Raw genomic sequence first — 17,789 nt, 5'->3', positions numbered from 1 at the left:
AAAGGGGCAGCCTGACATGAAAAAGAAAGTAGCTCTTATTACAACAGGAGGAACGATCGCCAGCCGGAAAACCGAAAGCGGCAGGCTTGCGGCAGGGGCGATCAGCGGTCCTGAATTAGCCGAAATGTGCAGCCTGCCGGAAGATGTCCAGATCGATGTCTATCCGGCGTTTCAGCTTCCGAGTATGCATATTACATTTCAGCATTTACTAGAACTCAAACAAACCGTCGAACGCGTTTTTCAGGACGGCAGCTATGACGGCGTGGTTGTGACGCATGGTACGGACACGCTTGAAGAAACCGCTTATTTTTTAGATTTAACCTTGCAGGATGAGAGGCCGGTCGTTGTCACAGGCTCACAACGAGCCCCCGAGCAGCAAGGAACAGATGCATATACAAATATCAGACACGCCGTTTATACAGCGTGCAGCCCAGATATAAAAGGAGCCGGCACGGTCGTTGTTTTTAACGAGAGGATCTTCAACGCGCGCTACGTTAAAAAAGTGCACGCTTCGAATCTGCAGGGTTTTGACGTATTCGGCTTCGGTTACTTAGGGATTATTGACAATGATAAAGTATACGTTTATCAAAAGCCATTAAAGCGGGATGTTCATCAGCTGCAAAGACCGCTTCCTGAAGTGGATATCGTCAAATGCTATCTGGATGGAGACGGCAAGTTTATCAGAGCCGCTGTCCGCGAGGGTGCAGCAGGGATCGTCCTTGAAGGAGTCGGAAGGGGACAGGTACCGCCGAATATGGTGGGCGATATTGAGCAAGCTTTACATCAGGGCGTTTATATCGTCATCACGACGAGCGCAGAGGAAGGCGAAGTGTATACGACCTATGACTATGCGGGCAGCAGCTATGACCTCGCAAAAAAAGGGGTCATCTTAGGCAAGGATTATGACAGCAAAAAAGCGAGAATGAAACTGGCCGTCCTTCTTGCAAGCTATGAAGAAGGCATAAAAGACAAATTCTGCTACTAGGCGGCCCGTTCTTTTTCAATTTCAAAACAATCAGAATCATGGTAGGATAGAATGAGATGAAAAGGAAAGAGGTTTCCTCATGTTCGGAATTATCTCAGCAGGCTTAGCTCCCGGAATCGCACTGTTAATGTATTTTTACTTAAAGGAAAAATATGAATCCGAGCCCATTCATATGGTCATCCGCCTTTTTATACTGGGGGTCTTGCTCGTTTTTCCGACGATGTTTATCCAGTATGTATTGGAAAAAGAACACATTTCTGAGGGCAGTTTTGTCGTTTCATTTTTAACTTCCGGCTTTTTGGAAGAATTTTTAAAATGGTTTTTGCTGATGGTCAGCGCTTTTCAGCATATCGATTTTGATGAACACTATGACGGGATCGTATACGGGACAAGCCTTTCATTGGGGTTTGCGACGCTTGAAAATATATTGTATCTCATCGGGAACGGGGTGGAGTACGCTTTTATGCGCGCTTTGCTTCCGGTTTCCAGCCATGCCTTATTCGGAGTGATCATGGGCTTTTACATCGGCAAAGCCCGTTTTTCCTCAAGTAAAACAAAGATGAAATGGCTGTTCTGCTCGCTTTTTATTCCGGCTTTGCTTCACGGTCTCTACGATTATATTCTGCTTGCCTTAAAAAACTGGATTTATTTTATGCTGCCCTTTATGGCGTTTCTTTGGTGGTTCGGCTTGCGCAAAGCAAAAAAAGCCCGTTCCGTCAAAGCCGGCGGGCAGTCTCTTCAGCAATAGCCGCCTCGAGCATAGGCGGTTTTTTTCATTTTCTGTCCGGCATATTTACCTAAAGTTGAAACAGAAAGGAAAGCGTGTATAAAATCTGCCTCTCTACAAAAGATATGGGTACAAAAATGCTGGAGGAGGCTTAAAACATGAAGTCGAAAGGTTCTTTTTGTTTGAATGTCATTTTATGTACCATTATGGCAACCAGTCTTTCACTTCCATTCAGTCAAAAAAGCGCTGCCTTTTCTGAACAGGTGATACAGCGGGGGGCGACAGGGGATGATGTGATTGAACTGCAGGCAAGGCTTCAATACAACGGCTATTACAATGGCAGAATTGACGGAGTATACGGATGGGCGACATACTGGGCCGTCCGCAATTTCCAAAATCAGTTCGGCTTAAAGGATACAGACGGCCTGGTCGGGCCGAAAACAAAACGATTTTTAATCAATCATACTAAATATTACAGCGACTACGTGCACAGACAACTTCGAAAAGGAAACCAATTTACACATTACGGCGGACTGCCGCTAAAGTATCAGACGAAGCCTTCAAAAGAAGTGCAGCAGCAGGCGAGAAAAAAGGCGGAAGCAAGACAGCAGCAGGGCGCACAGCAGCAGGGCACTGCCCAAAAGCAGCCGCAGCAAAAGCAGCAGGCCGCTCCTGCACAGCCGAAAAAACAAGCGCAACCAAAGGCTGCACCTAAACAGCAGGCGCCTAAAAAACAGGATGCCGTTGCAGCCAACATGCCGGGCGGTTTCTCGAACAACGACATCAATCTGTTGGCCCAAGCGGTTTACGGTGAAGCGCGCGGAGAACCGTATGACGGCCAGGTTGCTGTTGCAGCCGTTATTTTAAACAGGCTCGACAGCCCTACCTTCCCGAACACGGTGGCTGGTGTTATCTTTGAACCGCTTGCATTTACAGCTGTCGCGGATGGACAGATTTACATGACCCCGGATGAAACGGCGAAAAAAGCCGTTCTTGACGCCATCAATGGCTGGGATCCGTCAGAAAATGCGACTTACTACTTTAACCCTGACACGGCCACTAGCTCATGGATTTGGGGCAGACCACAAATTAAAAGGATCGGTAAACACATTTTCTGTGAATAAAAGCGAGGTGCTATAAATGATCAGAGGAATTTTAATCGCCCTTTTAGGTGTCGCCATCGTCGGAACAAGCTATTGGGGCTATAAGGAACATCAGGAGAAAGACGCCGTTTTGCTTCATGCCGAAAACAACTATCAAAGGGCATTTCACGATTTAACTTATCAGGTGGATCAGCTGCATGACAAAATCGGGAGCACACTTGCGATGAACAGCAAAAAAACCCTGTCTCCCGCCTTGGCGGAAGTATGGAAGACGACTTCTGAAGCGCATAACAATGTCAGCCAGCTGCCGCTGACCTTAATGCCGTTTAACAAGACAGAAGAATTTTTGGCAAAGGTCGGAGATTTCAGCTACAAAGCAGCCGTGCGCGACCTTGACAAAGAGCCGCTTAATAAAAAAGAGTACGCTTCTTTAAATCAGCTATATGAAAATTCAAAGGATATACAAAATGAATTGCGTAATGTCCAGCATTTGATTATAGACAAAAATCTGAGATGGATGGATGTAGAGCTTGCGCTCGCGTCCGGCCAAAAACAAAGCGACAATACGATCATTAATGGATTTAAAACCGTTGAAAAAAGCGCAAGTGCGTTTTCTGATACGGATTTAAGCGCGACAGAGATGACGAACACGAAAAAAGAGCAGCAAGGGTACGACCATTTAAAAGGCAAGAGAATAACCGAAAAAGAAGCGCGCAAGATTGCCCAAAAATTCGCTCAGGACAAAAATTACAATATCAAAGTGTCGAAAAGCGGCAAGAAAACGAACAGGGATGTATACAGCATCAGCATGCAGGACCCTGATCAAAAAGCGGATATTTATATGGACATTACCGAAAAAGGCGGATATCCGGTTTATCTGATCCAAAACAAAAAAATTAAAGATGAAAAAATCAGCCTGAACGACGCGTCGAACAAAGCCCTTCAATTTTTGAAAAAAAACGGCTATAAAACCGAAGACCTGAAGATGGATGAAAGCTCGCAATACGACGGCGTCGGCGTATTTTCGTTTGTTCCGGTCCAGGACGGCGTCTGGCTCTATCCGGACAGCATCCGCATCAAGGTCGCGCTTGACGACGGCGAAATTACCGGATTTAATGCAAAGGATTTCTTAATCTCCCATAAAAAAAGAGACTTGCCGAAGCCGAAATTAACGCTTGAAAAAGCGAAAGCAAGCCTGAATCCCAACGTAAAGGTTCAGGAGACGCGCCTTGCTTTAGTCACAAACGAGCTTTCACAAGAAGTGCTCTGCTACGAAATTCTCGGCACGATTGAAAATGATACATTCCGCATGTTTATCAATACCGAAGACGGCACGGAAGAGAAGGTCCAAAAAATGAAAAGTGCAGAACCGATATATAACGATTTGTAAAACGATAGATCAGAGGGAAAAGGCGGATACATGCCTTTTCCTTTTTAGCATTCGGAATAATTCGTCCTAAACATTTCCATACTGAACGTATGGGCGGAACGTCCGCCGGTGAAAATTGAACATGCCCGGTGCCATAAACTTTCCGGGCAGCGGAGGAATGTTATGAAAACAATTGAACGGTTATTATTTAAGATTCTTGTCGTACAGGCGGTCATATTAATCAGCGTGCAGCTTCTTTTTCATTTCTCCAAGGCTGAGCCTTATCTGTCAAAAGTTGTGCAGTATGAAGGCGTGAACAACATGAAAATCGGCGAATGGATCGAGACATTTAAGCCGTAAATTCACGCTAAAATCTCCCCTTTTTCGCCTGATACATGATACAATCCTATAAGGAGTACCAGATAGCAAGGAGAGGAATTATGGAAAAGAAATTATGCATTGCAATAGACGGCCCTGCGGCAGCCGGAAAAAGCACCGTGGCTAAAATCGTGGCCGGAAAAAAGTCGTATATTTATATCGATACGGGTGCCATGTACAGGGCGATTACGTATTTAGCGCTGAAAAAGGGCGTCGATTTAAACGACGAAGCGGCGTTGACGGCCTTGTTAAAAGAATCTGCCATCGATCTCACGGTTTCGCCTGAAGGGGAGCAAAAGGTTTATATCGCAGGCGAAGATGTAACAGAGGCGATCCGCACGGATGACGTGAGCAACCAGGTTTCAATCGTCGCCAAATACGCCGGGATCCGCGAAGAAATGACGAAAAGGCAGCAGCAGCTGGCTGAAAAAGGCGGCGTCGTCATGGACGGCCGCGACATCGGTACCCACGTTCTCCCGAATGCGGAAGTGAAAATATTTCTTTTGGCGTCCGTTGAAGAGCGGGCAAAACGCCGCTTTGAAGAAAACGTCAAAAAAGGGTACAATGTAAACTATGAAACGCTTGCAGAAGAAATCAGGCGCCGTGACAAACTCGATTCAGAGCGCGAGATTTCGCCGTTGAAAAAAGCGGACGATGCGCTTGAAATCGATACGACTTCACTGACGATCGATGAGGTGGCCGAAAAAATCCTGCAGGTTGTAGACAAAAAGGCTCAAAAATAAAAAATCCGGGCAAATTACTTATTGTCTGCATGTTTTGACTTGACAAACACAGGCTTTTATTAGAAGTTAGTAATAATAAATCATGTTTTAGAACATTCAAATATCCATTTTTGAATGGTTCTTTAATACATATCGGCTGTCCGGATCGGATATCAATTCGTCTGGAATAACCGTTTTTACAAAAGCTGTGTAGGTTTGGACCAAGGAGGTTATTGAAATGACAGAGGAAATGAATCAAATTGATGTTCAAGTACCAGAGGTTGGAGATGTGGTGAAAGGTATTGTAACGAAAGTTGAGGACAAGCATGTCGATGTTGACATCCCCAACTGCAAGCAAACCGGAATTATCCCAATCAGTGAATTATCAAGTCTTCATGTTGAAAAAGCATCAGATGTCGTCAATGTAGACGATGAGCTTGAATTAAAAGTGACAAAAGTGGAAGACGATGCATTGATTTTATCAAAACGTGCTGTTGATGCAGACCGCGCTTGGGAAGACCTAGAGAAAAAGTTTGAGTCAAAAGAAGTGTTTGAAGCCGAAGTAAAAGACGTCGTCAAAGGCGGTCTGGTCGTCGATATCGGCGTGCGCGGATTCATTCCCGCATCGCTTGTAGAGGCGCATTTTGTTGAAGATTTTACAGATTATAAAGGAAAGACGCTTACTTTAATCGTCGTTGAGCTTGACAGAGATAAAAACCGCGTGATTTTATCACACCGTGCGGTTGTTGAAAAAGAGCAGTCGGAAAGAAAGCAGGATTTTCTTCAAACGCTGGAAGCCGGACAGGTACTTGAAGGAAAAGTGCAGCGCCTGACAGATTTCGGTGCTTTCGTTGACATCGGCGGCATTGACGGTCTTGTTCACATCTCCCAGCTGTCGCATTCACACGTTGAAAAACCGTCAGACGTAGTCGAAGAAGGCCAGGATGTCAAAGTCAAAGTGCTGTCCGTCGACCGCGACAATGAGCGAATTTCGCTATCAATCAAAGAAACGCTTCCTGGGCCTTGGTCCAACATCGGCGAAAAAGTGAAGCCTGGAGACGTATTGGACGGAAAAGTCCAGCGCTTGGTGAGCTTCGGTGCGTTTGTCGAAGTGCTGCCTGGAGTTGAAGGCCTCGTCCACATTTCGCAAATCTCGAACAAACACATTGGAACACCTCATGAAGTCCTTGAGGAAGGCCAGGACGTTAAAGTGAAAGTTCTTGACGTCAACGAAGAGGAAGAGCGCATTTCTTTAAGCATGAAAGAGCTTGAAGAAAACACCGATAAAGCAGAGCAGGAAGATTACCGTCAATACCAGGCGAAGGAAGAGTCTTCAGGATTCCAGCTTGGTGAAATGATCGGAGACAAACTGAATAAATTAAAGTAAAATTTGGTGATGATGGTGACGCGAGCAAAAAGAAAAAAAGAACACATTGATCATGCCTTGTCCACCGGACAGAAACGTCAGACCGGGCTTGATGATATTACGTTTGTTCACGTCAGCCTTCCGGAAACGGAATTGTCACAAGTTGATACTTCAACCAAAATAGGCGAACTGTTTTTAAGTTCGCCTATTTTTATCAATGCGATGACAGGCGGGGGCGGGAAGGCGACGTTTGAGATCAACAGGGCTTTGGCGAGGGCGGCTGCACAAACGGGCATACCGGTCGCTGTCGGCTCGCAAATGTCCGCTTTGAAAGACCCTGAGGAACGTCCTTCATACGAGATCGTCAGAAAAGAAAATCAGAAGGGTCTTGTATTCGCCAATTTGGGGAGCGAAGCGACGGTGGACCAGGCCAAACGGGCGGTCGACATGATTGAAGCCGACATGCTTCAAATTCACCTCAATGTGATTCAAGAAATTGTCATGCCTGAAGGCGACCGCAGCTTTACAGGTCGCCTGCACCGGATTGAAGACATCTGCCGAAATGTCAGTGTACCGGTCGCCGTAAAAGAAGTGGGCTTTGGCATGAGCAGGGACACCGCGGCCCGGCTTTTTAACGCCGGGGTCCAGGCGGTCGATGTCGGCGGTTTCGGAGGAACGAATTTTTCGAAAATCGAAAATTTGCGCAGAGATAAAGCGGTTCAGTTTTTCGATCAATGGGGCATATCGACAGCAGCCAGCCTGGCCGAAGTCAGCTCTCTGTTCGGCGATCAGCCGATTATCGCATCCGGAGGCATTCAAGATGCCCTTGATCTGGCCAAATCGATAGCGCTGGGTGCGTCTGCGGCGGGGATGGCGGGCTATTTTCTCCAAGTGCTGACAGCTTCGGGAGAAGAGGCGTTAGCCGCCGAAATCGAGAGCCTGATCGAAGATTTAAAAAGGATCATGACCGTCTTGGGGTGCCGGACGATTGAACAGTTGAAAAAAGCACCGCTCGTCATCAAGGGCGATACATATCATTGGCTGAAAGCGAGGGGTGTTGACCCCTTTGTTTACAGCAAGCGCTAAAAAAACCGGCTTCTCATGAGCCGGTTTTTTTACGGGTTTCGCTTCCGTGCGTCCTCCACACTTTCGAGAGAGGCGGCCCCATTGTAGCTGATGGACTGGTCACGGTCGGATTCGGTTCGCTTCTGCTGTTTCAGCTTCTTTTCCTGCCTGTCTTTTCCCAACGCTGTTCCCTCCTTATCGCACGTTTAAAAAATCTCAAGTCACTCCATACTGAAAATGGAGGACGAAAACATATGGAAGAATTCTATTATTATTGGTCAATGTGGTTTTTATGGGTGTTAACGACTTTTATTCTTGAGAAAAACAGCTTTCGCTTTTATGCGTCAGCATTTATTCTGCTCAACATCATGTTAAGTATGTATCAGATTCAGCTCTTTCTGCATTTTAATGCCGCCTATTTGTCGTTTTATATAGGAGCTTTCATGCTGTGCGGTTATTTAAGGCTTCATAAAAGCGTCAAGCGGCTCCTGCTTCATTTGTCGATGGTGTCCGCCTACGGTTTTTTGTTTCTGTTTGCATTATATGACCCTGTTTGGTTTATCCTAAAGCCTGAATGGCTGACCATCATTCTGTTTGTCATCATGACGACGGCTTTTGAAAGAAGCTTCGCCGCCCGTCTCGGGATGTTTGTGCTCGGTGCGTGCCAGGGGGAGCTCTTGTATACATTCGTCATCAGAAAGCTTTATGGAGACATTGCAGCCGGCGGTTATTCATGGCTGTCAATGTGCGCTGCGGGGATCGTTCTCGTTTACGGAATCTCCCAGTATGAACGGCTGATGCATCAGTTCTATCACAAATGGAAGCGATTGAATAAAGGAGCAGCAAAAATGTCATGAGCCAATATACTTATCCGATCATCTTGGGAATTATCGCCGGTATTGTTGTCAGAGTGTACATGCTCCGAACCGACTACCGCCAGTACCCTACATATCTTCATGGGAAAACAATACATATTGCGCTGGCTTTGATCGCTGCCAGCATTGGAGCGATCATTATTCCGTCGATCTTAAAATCGGATTATACAGCGATTACGTTTTTAACGCTGGCTGCAACCCAATTCAGGGATGTCCGGAATATGGAACGCGAAACATTGACGCAGCTTGACGGCTATGAACTTGTTTCAAGAGGCAGCACGTATATCGAAGGAATTGCGATCGCCTTTGAAAGCAGAAATTACATTGTCATTTTCACATCGCTCCTGACGACCCTCGCATATATTCTGTTTTCATCGGTATGGGCAGGCCTTGCTGCAGCTTTCATCTGTTTTATCTCGGGCAGGATCTTAATGTCCGGAAGCTTTATTAAGGACATCGTCGATATAGAGTATAAAAAGCCTCATTTTGAAGGAGCCGGCCTTTATGTCGACAATATTTACATTATGAATATCGGGCTTCCTGAAAAACAGAAGCTGATTTTGGAACACGGCATGGGTTTTATTTTAAAACCGAAAAATTTTAATTCCGCAGTAACCATTGCCAATCTCGGGCAAAGGCAGGCGATTTTATTCGACGTTTCCAATGTGCTCGGCGTGTATCGAGACTCCGGAGAACCCTCTCTTTCGCCGCTGGCGAAAAGGGATTTGAATGACGGGCGGGTCGCGGTTTTTGTCCTTCCGGTCATCAAGGACAAGGAGACGGCGATCAGGGTCATCGGCGATGTTCCGACGCTGGAAAACGCCATTCGCGTACCGATGGAATTTATTAAAGAAAAGCACAGCAAGGTGATAAAATGAGCGAATCAATCGAAAAATTCATCCTCGCCGTCGTCACAACAAGGCGAGAGCGAGTGATCGGAGGGACGGCTGCATTTTTCTGCGACACCCCCGAGGAAATGAACACGTACGCGAAAAACCTTGAAGCCATTCTCGACGGAATCGCCCACGGAATAGGAGATGACCTTTATTTGATTGTGAAACATTTTTAATTACAGTTGTGATCTTTTTAGAAATTGATATAATATATGAGTTAAGCCCTTCTCATGGAATAAGAAGGGTTTCTTTCTTCAAACTGATTTTTTGAAAAGAGAAATAAATGATGATTCATTTAAAGATGGAAAAGCTTTACTGAATTGAAAGGAAGGGTACTATGGGAAAACCTGTCGTAGCCATAGTTGGAAGGCCCAATGTGGGGAAGTCCACGATCTTTAACAGGATCGCTGGCGAAAGAATTTCGATTGTGGAAGATACACCTGGCGTGACGCGGGATCGAATATACAGCTCTGCCGAGTGGCTGAATCACGACTTCAACCTGATTGATACAGGCGGAATCGAAGTCGGCGATGAGCCGTTTTTGGCGCAGATTCGCCATCAGGCCGAAATCGCCATGGAAGAAGCAGATGTGATTATTTTCATGACGAACGGCCGCGAAGGCGTCACGGCTGCTGATGAAGAAGTGGCAAAAATTTTATACCGTACAAAAAAACCTGTCGTTCTGGCGGTTAATAAAGTGGATAATCCTGAAATGAGAGCAAACATTTACGATTTTTATGCCCTCGGCTTTGGCGAGCCGTACCCGATTTCAGGGACGCACGGCCTCGGTCTCGGCGATCTGCTTGACGCGGTCAGCGAACATTTTAAAAACATACCCGAAACGAAGTATGAGGATGAGGTCGTTCAATTTTGCCTCATCGGCCGGCCGAACGTCGGAAAATCCTCTCTTGTAAACGCCATGCTTGGAGAAGAGCGCGTGATCGTCAGCAATATTGCGGGAACAACGCGCGACGCCATTGACACGAGGTTTACATACAATCAAAGAGACTTTGTCATCGTTGATACAGCCGGGATGAGAAAAAAGGGAAAAGTGTATGAGGCAACTGAAAAATACAGCGTCCTCCGGGCTTTAAAGGCGATCGACCGCTCAGAAGTCGTCTGCGTCGTCTTGGACGGCGAAGAAGGCATCATCGAGCAGGACAAGCGGATTGCCGGCTATGCGCATGAAGCGGGAAAAGCCGTCGTCATCGTCGTGAATAAATGGGATGCAGTCGAAAAAGACGAGCGGACGATGAAAGAATTCGAAGAAAAGGTTAGAGATCACTTTCAATTTTTGGACTACGCGCCTGTTTTGTTTATGTCCGCTTTGACGAAAAAGCGCATCCATACGCTGATGCCTGCAGTCATGACGGCAAGCGAAAACCATTCGATGAGGGTGCAGACCAATATTCTTAATGATATCATTATGGATGCAGTGGCTATGAACCCGACGCCGACGCATAATGGCAACCGCTTAAAAATTTATTATGCGACACAAGTGGCTGTGAAGCCGCCGACATTTGTCGTATTTGTCAATGATCCTGAGCTGATGCATTTTTCTTACGAACGCTTTTTGGAAAACCGGATACGCGACGCCTTCGGATTTGAAGGAACACCAATCAAGATTTTCGCAAGAGCAAGAAAATAAAGAGGTGTAGTAAAAATGACAAAAGTATCGATTTTGGGAGCCGGAAGCTGGGGAACAGCCTTGGCGCTCGTTTTGGCGGACAACCAGTACGATGTGTGCATTTGGGGCCATCGTGAAGAACTGATTCAGCAAATCAATGAACACCATGAAAACAAAGATTATCTGCCGGGTGTCAAACTTTCTGAAAACGTGCATGCCACAACAGATCTTGAAGCTGCAGTGGCCGATGTCAAGACGATCATCGTCGCCGTTCCGACAAAAGCGATCCGCGAAGTTCTCGCACAGGCTGTTTCCTTCATCGACCAAAAGGCGATTTTTGTACATGTTTCAAAAGGAATTGAGCCTGACACACTGCTCCGCATTTCTGAAATGATGAAAGAGGAAATTCCGGCTGAATTAAGGGAGGACATCGTCGTTCTCTCCGGGCCGAGCCATGCGGAAGAAGTCGGTTTAAGACACCCGACGACGGTAACCGTATCTGCCGACAGCAGCATTGAATCGGCACAGGCGATCCAGGATATGTTTATGAATCAGAATTTCCGCGTGTATACCAATCCGGATATGATCGGCGTAGAGATCGGCGGCGCGCTGAAAAACGTCATTGCGCTTGCCGCGGGCATTACAGACGGTTTGGGGTACGGAGATAATGCGAAAGCCGCGCTGATTACAAGGGGCTTGGCAGAGATCGCCCGACTCGGCACGAAAATGGGCGGAAACCCGCTGACATTCTCGGGGCTTACAGGAATCGGAGATTTGATCGTCACCTGCACGAGCGTCCATTCACGAAATTGGCGAGCCGGTAATATGCTGGGTAAAGGCTTCAAACTGGATGAAGTTCTGGAAGAAATGGGGATGGTCGTTGAGGGGGTCCGCACGACAAAAGCCGCTTATCAGCTTTCAAAGAAATTTGATGTGAAAATGCCGATTACCGAGGCATTGCACAAAGTATTGTTTGACGGCGAAAAAGTTGAGACGGCAGTCGAATCATTGATGGCGAGAGTCAAAACACACGAGATGGAAGATCTTGTGAACACATTTGAAAATCAAATGAAATGACCACTCCATCACCAACTGCTTTATACTCTCCTCTAAGTTCGTTTTAAAAAAACCGAAACATTTTGGAGACTTAGGCAAGAGAGGATACATTTGTCCGAAGACTTGCATAAAATAGAATCGAAGTCTGGAAGAGCTGTATCTTACCAATTGGGTTATATAGTCACAATCGTTATGCCTGAAGCAAAGCCCCCCTCTTTGCTTCAGGTTTTTTTTGCGGTTTTTTCCGTTTCGAAATATTGGAAAAGCTGTTGAACTTCTGGTTTTTCTTATATAAAATGAAATATAACGCTTACATCACAAGAAAAGGTAGAAGGAGGGCTTCAATGTGAATGTCGGTCTGTTAAAAATGTGGTTTGCCTTGGGATCAATGGGCCTGATGTTCTTAGCGGTGATTGCCATATACATAAGCAGATATAAATTTAAAAACCGTTTTTTAAAAGTGCTCACGTCGTTCGTCGCCTATACATGTATGCTCATCTCCGGCGTGATCGTCTTTTTTGTCGTCTTCAGCGGTCCCGTCAACGAATAAAGCATAAAAAAGGAAGATTCATATGAAAATCGTAAACGCACTGCTTGTTACTGTATTGACCGCAATCATGCTAAGCGGCTGTTTGTACCCTGAAGAAAGAAAGGCGAAAAACAGCGTGCCGTATCAGCACCAGCTCAAAGAAGTGCAGGCGGCCGTTGATGAATTCAGGGAGGCGACGGGAGGGCTTCTGCCGATTAAGACAAGGGATATGAGCGTTCCAATCTATCAAAAATACCCTATCGATTTTAACAGGCTGTCCCCCCGGTATATGGCTGAGCCGCCGGGTACTTCCTATGAAAGCGGCGGAGAGTACTTGTACGTTCTTGTCGATGTAGAAAAAAAGCCGACGGTCAAGCTCATTGATATAAAAATGTCGGAAATGATCAGAGAGCTAAAGCTTCGGGTCGAAATGTATAAAGATCAGCACAAGTATCCGCCGTATAAAAAAGTCGTATCCAATCACTTATTCATGCTTGACCATGAAAAGCTCGGACTGAAAGAGGCGCCTTCTGTCACGAGTCCGCTTTCCGGCACCTCGCTGCCGCTTCTCGTCGATGAAAAAGGCGACATTCAAGTGGATTACCGAGTGGATTTGGCCAACCTGATAAAGCGGTCGAAAAAAACGGTAAAGCCGGGTGAGGAAATTCAGGATTTGATGTGGAAAGAGACGCCTTTTGTTCCGGCGTTTTCGGTAAAGTATACAGTGAATGACAAACAGGAACCTGTTTTTCTCGAATAGAATATCGGTCAAAATGCAAGTATCAGTCATGAACCTTTCTCCTCAGCATACAATGAGGAGAAAGGTTTTTTCATGCATGCCGAAAAAATTTCCCTAAGCTGTCATATTGAAATAGGACAACGTCATACACTATAGTGTCCTGTTTTTGATTGATGAAGAAGTAAAAAATTGAAAAGGATTGGAAGTCCGGGAGGGGATCACTTGGAAAAGGTCGATATTTTCAAGGATATCGCTGAACGAACAGGAGGCGATATATACTTAGGTGTCGTAGGAGCTGTACGTACAGGAAAATCTACGTTTATCAAAAAATTTATGGAGCTAGTGGTGCTCCCGAATATCAACAATGAAGCAGACCGGGCGCGCGCACAAGATGAGCTCCCCCAAAGTGCCGCTGGCAAAACCATTATGACAACTGAACCGAAGTTTGTTCCGAATCAGGCAATGTCAGTTCATGTCAGTGACGGACTCGATGTGAATATAAGGCTTGTCGACTGTGTCGGCTATACTGTACCCGGAGCAAAGGGATACGAGGATGAAAACGGGCCGAGAATGATCAACACTCCTTGGTATGAAGAGCCGATTCCGTTTCACGAAGCTGCCGAAATCGGCACGAGAAAAGTCATCCAGGAACACTCCACCATCGGTGTTGTGATTACGACTGACGGCACGATTGGAGAAATCGCCAGACAGGATTATATCGAGGCTGAAGAACGGGTGATCGATGAATTAAAAGAGGTTGGAAAACCGTTTATCATGGTCATCAATTCCGTAAGGCCGTACCATCCGGAAACGGAAGCGCTCAGGCAAGAGCTGATGGAGAAATACGACATTCCGGTGCTGGCGATGAGCGTTGAAAGCATGAGGGAAGCAGACGTTCTGAGCGTTCTCAGAGAAGCGCTTTACGAATTCCCTGTACTCGAAGTCAACGTCAATCTTCCGAGCTGGGTCATGGTATTAAAAGAGAATCATTGGCTCAGGGAAAACTATCAAGATTCCGTTAAAGAAACCGTCAAAGATATTAAAAGACTGAGAGATGTCGACCGCGTCGTCGGACACTTCAGCGAATTTGATTTTATCGAGCGCGCCAGCCTCGCCGGAATTGAAATGGGCCAGGGGATCGCCGAAATCGATTTGTACGCGCCGGATTACCTGTACGATGAAATTTTGAGGGAAGTCGTCGGCGTTGAAATCAGAGGAAAGGATCATCTCCTTCAGCTCATGCAGGATTTTGCCCATGCCAAGACCGAATATGATCAAGTATCAGATGCGTTGAAAATGGTGAAACAAACCGGTTATGGAATCGCTGCTCCCGCATTAACCGATATGAGCCTTGATGAACCGGAAATCATCAGGCAGGGGTCAAGATTCGGAGTCCGCCTGAAAGCGGTGGCGCCGTCGATTCATATGATCAAAGTCGATGTGGAGAGCGAGTTTGCGCCAATCATCGGAACAGAGAAGCAGAGCGAAGAGCTTGTCCGCTATTTAATGCAGGACTTTGAGGATGATCCGCTGTCAATCTGGAATTCCGACATTTTCGGAAGGAGCCTGAGCTCCATCGTCAGAGAAGGGATTCAGGCGAAGTTGTCCCTCATGCCTGAAAATGCAAGATATAAGCTGAAGGAGACGCTCGAGCGCATCATCAATGAAGGATCAGGCGGCTTGATTGCGATCATCTTATAAAAGGGAAGGCCTCTTATCATACGGGAGGTCTTTTTTTCATGCCTGAAACAGGATGAACAGGCGCCGTGAAAGGGATTGAGACGGCAGGGGCAAGCGGCTGGAAATATAGGAAAGATTATGATTAAAAAAGGAAAAACAGGAATATTTGTTCGTTTCATTCTGCTTAAACCTTGACGAATAAGGGATCATCGCTTTAAAATGCTTGATATGGTTATTCAGATGTGTTAATCTACATACAGAAAATCTTCACTTTACTGGACAAACGTTCCTCTCAAAGTGAAATTTTCACTGAAAGCCGTGAAATGCCTTTTCTATATTTATTTGAAATTTCTGTTCAAACAGGTATAGAAACAGGTTGAACTGTGAAGAAATGATGATAATCTATTGTTTGATACCTTTTGGGAGGAGGTGAAAGGCATGAACAAGACAGAACTAATCAATGCGGTTGCAGAAGCAAGCGAACTATCTAAAAAAGACGCTACTAAAGCAGTTGATTCTGTTTTTGATACAATTTTAGATGCACTTAAAAACGGTGAAAAAATTCAATTGATCGGTTTTGGTAACTTTGAGGTTCGTGAGCGCTCAGCTCGTAAAGGACGCAATCCTCAAACAGGTGAAGAAATCGAAATCCCTGCAAGCAAAGTACCTGCTTTCAAACCAGGTAAAGCGCTTAAAGACGCTGTAGCAGGAAAATAATTGTATGTATATATGCCGTTTTCGCGCGTAATACATACCATGTTGTTTCTTCACAGGAAAGCCCCTTTTCAAAGGGGCTTTTCATAATTTTAAGGCTTTTTTTCAGATGGAAAACATTTTGCCGGCAAAAAACCTTTCATTTTGCTTTTATAAGCTGAAGTGTGCTAGAATCTGAATTAAATGTATGCGTTTCTGGAGGATATAAAACAATGAGAGAAATCAACAAAGAACAAATTGAACAAGCTGTCCGGCAAATATTGGAGGCGATCGGAGAAGATCCGAACCGTGAAGGCCTTCTTGATACACCGAAAAGAGTCGCGAAAATGTACGCCGAAGTATTTGCAGGGTTAAACGAAGATCCGAAAGAGCATTTCAAAACGATTTTCGGCGAGGATCACGAAGAGCTTGTTCTTGTTAAAGATATTCCCTTTTATTCAATGTGTGAGCACCATTTAGTCCCTTTCTACGGGAAAGCCCATGTAGCTTATATCCCTAAAGGGGGAAAAGTGACAGGGCTCAGCAAATTGGCGAGAGCCGTTGAAGCGGTGGCAAAGCGCCCGCAGCTGCAGGAGCGGATTACGTCAACAATCGCCGACAGCATTGTTGAAACGCTGACTCCGCACGGTGTCATGGTTGTTGTTGAAGCCGAGCACATGTGCATGACGATGCGCGGCGTGAAAAAGCCGGGTTCAAAAACTGTCACTTCAGCCGTAAGAGGAACGTTTAGACAAGATGTAGCCGCTCGCTCTGAGGTGTTGGAGCTTATCAAAACATCATGATTAAAAATGAGAAGGTGTGCGATGAACATGACCAATAATCAATCGAATGATTTTGTCGTTATCAAAGCCGTTGAAGACGGCGTCAATGTGATCGGCCTGACGAGGGGCACGGACACAAGATTTCATCATTCAGAAAAGCTTGATAAAGGAGAGGTGATGATCTGCCAGTTTACCGAGCACACCTCTGCGATCAAGATCCGGGGCGAGGCCCTGATTCAGACGGCAAACGGCGAGATGAAAAGCGAGTCGAAAAAATAGATAGCCGGCCTTTTATGGCCGTTTGCGTGGCATAAGACAATATCTTTCAACATATTATGGTATAATTAAACTTTCTCCGCTCAAAAAAGATACATAATCAATCAAAAAGAAAAACTGCGAATTTTGGGACAAGGGTGATATCTTTGCAAGACATCTACGGACAATTATCTTATTTGAAAATCAAGCTGAATCAAAAGCTTTCACATCCATATTTGGCGAAGCATTTGACTGCGCCGAAAGTTGATGAGGATAAGCTGTTTCTTTTCTACGCTCTGTTTGAGGAAACGGATTTAAAAGAAGCTGACAAGGAAAGTTACATCTTAACGGCGATGCTTGTTCAAACAGCCCTTGATACCCATGATGAAGTCACGACCGCAGCTTCAATTAAGCAGGACGACTATAAAAACCGCCAGCTGACCGTATTGGCCGGTGATTATTTCAGCGGCATGTACTACTCGCTGTTATCGGGTATGAAGGATATTTATATGATTCGGACGCTCGCTGCGGCCATCAAAGAAATAAACGAACATAAAATCAGGATTTACGACCATTCCGCAAAAGATGCGGACAGCCTGAAAAAAAGCGTCAGCATAGTGGAAGCTGCACTTTTTCACCATCTCGCCGACCACTTTTACCTGCCTCACTGGAAAACAGCCGCCAATGACTTTCTTGTGTTTAAAAGGTTTGCGGCCGAAGAAAAAGCTTCAGATTCCCGGCTGCTGGAGACGATCATACAGAAAGAGTTTCCGGAAGACCAGGCTTCATGCGGACAGCTGGCTGCAGCGGCTTATGAAGAAGCCAAGCTTGCGATCAACCAGTCGCTTGCTGCAAAGCCCGCCGTCCAAAAATGGCTTCTGAAACGCCTGCAGGAAATTCGGCCTGAAAAACGAACTTATCATCAGAAAGTGGAAGAAGGGTAAT

Annotated in this window: 21 protein-coding genes; 20 read left to right on the top strand and 1 reads right to left on the bottom strand. The window is 45.7% G+C overall.

The annotated features are described in order from the left end of the window. Window positions 1–16 precede the first annotated feature (16 nt). The 8 genes from LQ247_RS15180 (at window position 17) to fni (ending at window position 7,736) form a co-directional block, all read left to right on the top strand. A complete protein-coding gene (locus LQ247_RS15180) occupies window positions 17–985 on the top strand; it encodes an asparaginase (RefSeq protein ID WP_020451978.1) in 969 nt (322 codons plus the stop codon). A 79-nt stretch (window positions 986–1,064) separates the two neighbouring features. Further along, entirely contained in the window at window positions 1,065–1,733 is a 669-nt protein-coding gene (prsW, locus tag LQ247_RS15175) for a glutamic-type intramembrane protease PrsW (protein ID WP_023857465.1), read from the top strand. Between the two features lie 185 nt (window positions 1,734–1,918). Beyond that, window positions 1,919–2,836 (top strand): spore cortex-lytic enzyme, encoded by a 918-nt coding sequence (gene sleB, locus LQ247_RS15170; RefSeq protein WP_371268733.1) that lies wholly within the window; start codon window positions 1,919–1,921, stop codon window positions 2,834–2,836. A gap of 16 nt (window positions 2,837–2,852) precedes the next feature. Then, window positions 2,853–4,205: a germination protein YpeB gene (gene ypeB / locus LQ247_RS15165; RefSeq protein ID WP_023857463.1), complete on the top strand. Its 1,353-nt coding sequence runs from the start codon at window positions 2,853–2,855 to the stop codon at window positions 4,203–4,205. A gap of 162 nt (window positions 4,206–4,367) precedes the next feature. Then, window positions 4,368–4,544 (top strand): YpfB family protein, encoded by a 177-nt coding sequence (locus LQ247_RS15160; protein WP_023857462.1) that lies wholly within the window; start codon window positions 4,368–4,370, stop codon window positions 4,542–4,544. Between the two features lie 80 nt (window positions 4,545–4,624). Continuing rightward, window positions 4,625–5,305 carry a (d)CMP kinase gene (gene cmk, locus LQ247_RS15155; protein WP_025811219.1) on the top strand — a complete coding sequence of 227 codons (681 nt, stop codon included), beginning with the start codon at window positions 4,625–4,627 and terminating at the stop codon, window positions 5,303–5,305. Between the two features lie 217 nt (window positions 5,306–5,522). Next, window positions 5,523–6,671 (top strand): 30S ribosomal protein S1, encoded by a 1,149-nt coding sequence (gene rpsA, locus LQ247_RS15150; RefSeq protein WP_023857460.1) that lies wholly within the window; start codon window positions 5,523–5,525, stop codon window positions 6,669–6,671. 15 nt (window positions 6,672–6,686) lie between these two features. Continuing rightward, the gene (gene fni / locus LQ247_RS15145; RefSeq protein WP_199792216.1) at window positions 6,687–7,736 is read left to right on the top strand and encodes a type 2 isopentenyl-diphosphate Delta-isomerase; all 1,050 of its coding nucleotides are present in this window, start codon (window positions 6,687–6,689) and stop codon (window positions 7,734–7,736) included. A 29-nt stretch (window positions 7,737–7,765) separates the two neighbouring features. On the opposite strand, the gene LQ247_RS15140 is transcribed toward fni, so the two are convergent. Beyond that, entirely contained in the window at window positions 7,766–7,897 is a 132-nt protein-coding gene (locus LQ247_RS15140) for a YpzI family protein (RefSeq protein WP_075213454.1), read from the bottom strand. Window positions 7,898–7,969: 72 nt separating this feature from the next. Between LQ247_RS15140 and LQ247_RS15135 the strand changes: the two genes are divergently transcribed. From LQ247_RS15135 to LQ247_RS15080, 12 genes are all read left to right on the top strand, one after another. After that, window positions 7,970–8,572 (top strand): YphA family membrane protein, encoded by a 603-nt coding sequence (locus tag LQ247_RS15135; protein ID WP_023857458.1) that lies wholly within the window; start codon window positions 7,970–7,972, stop codon window positions 8,570–8,572. Then, complete coding sequence (locus tag LQ247_RS15130; protein WP_020451970.1) at window positions 8,569–9,468, top strand: YIEGIA family protein; 900 nt, start codon at window positions 8,569–8,571, stop codon at window positions 9,466–9,468. Before LQ247_RS15135 ends, LQ247_RS15130 begins: the two co-directional genes overlap by 4 nt. Further along, window positions 9,465–9,659 (top strand): capping complex subunit for YIEGIA, encoded by a 195-nt coding sequence (locus tag LQ247_RS15125; protein ID WP_023857457.1) that lies wholly within the window; start codon window positions 9,465–9,467, stop codon window positions 9,657–9,659. Before LQ247_RS15130 ends, LQ247_RS15125 begins: the two co-directional genes overlap by 4 nt. A 161-nt stretch (window positions 9,660–9,820) precedes the next feature. Further along, a complete protein-coding gene (gene der, locus LQ247_RS15120; RefSeq protein WP_020451968.1) occupies window positions 9,821–11,131 on the top strand; it encodes a ribosome biogenesis GTPase Der in 1,311 nt (436 codons plus the stop codon). Between the two features lie 15 nt (window positions 11,132–11,146). After that, the gene (locus LQ247_RS15115) at window positions 11,147–12,187 is read left to right on the top strand and encodes an NAD(P)H-dependent glycerol-3-phosphate dehydrogenase (protein ID WP_020451967.1); all 1,041 of its coding nucleotides are present in this window, start codon (window positions 11,147–11,149) and stop codon (window positions 12,185–12,187) included. A gap of 325 nt (window positions 12,188–12,512) precedes the next feature. Next, entirely contained in the window at window positions 12,513–12,716 is a 204-nt protein-coding gene (locus tag LQ247_RS15110; protein ID WP_020451966.1) for a DUF2768 domain-containing protein, read from the top strand. 22 nt (window positions 12,717–12,738) lie between these two features. Further along, on the top strand, window positions 12,739–13,455 hold the full coding sequence (locus LQ247_RS15105) for a hypothetical protein (RefSeq protein WP_020451965.1): 717 nt from the start codon (window positions 12,739–12,741) through the stop codon (window positions 13,453–13,455). A 201-nt stretch (window positions 13,456–13,656) separates the two neighbouring features. Then, window positions 13,657–15,135 carry a stage IV sporulation protein A gene (spoIVA, locus tag LQ247_RS15100; RefSeq protein WP_020451964.1) on the top strand — a complete coding sequence of 493 codons (1,479 nt, stop codon included), beginning with the start codon at window positions 13,657–13,659 and terminating at the stop codon, window positions 15,133–15,135. A gap of 417 nt (window positions 15,136–15,552) precedes the next feature. After that, the gene (hbs, locus tag LQ247_RS15095; protein ID WP_003183006.1) at window positions 15,553–15,831 is read left to right on the top strand and encodes a non-specific DNA-binding protein Hbs; all 279 of its coding nucleotides are present in this window, start codon (window positions 15,553–15,555) and stop codon (window positions 15,829–15,831) included. 209 nt (window positions 15,832–16,040) lie between these two features. Then, window positions 16,041–16,610, top strand: coding sequence for a GTP cyclohydrolase I FolE (folE, locus tag LQ247_RS15090; RefSeq protein WP_020451963.1), 570 nt, complete (start codon window positions 16,041–16,043; stop codon window positions 16,608–16,610). A gap of 27 nt (window positions 16,611–16,637) precedes the next feature. Further along, window positions 16,638–16,868, top strand: a complete 231-nt coding sequence (mtrB, locus tag LQ247_RS15085; protein WP_023857455.1) for a trp RNA-binding attenuation protein MtrB — start codon at window positions 16,638–16,640, stop codon at window positions 16,866–16,868. A 143-nt stretch (window positions 16,869–17,011) separates the two neighbouring features. Next, a complete protein-coding gene (locus tag LQ247_RS15080; protein WP_023857454.1) occupies window positions 17,012–17,788 on the top strand; it encodes a heptaprenyl diphosphate synthase component 1 in 777 nt (258 codons plus the stop codon). Window position 17,789: the final 1 nt, after the last annotated feature.

This window comes from Bacillus sp. BS3(2021) (assembly GCF_021043345.1).
Classification (GTDB): domain Bacteria; phylum Bacillota; class Bacilli; order Bacillales; family Bacillaceae; genus Bacillus; species Bacillus paralicheniformis.
The sequence above is the reverse complement of the archived record's forward strand: the minus strand, read 5'-3'. Positions and strand labels throughout refer to the sequence as shown.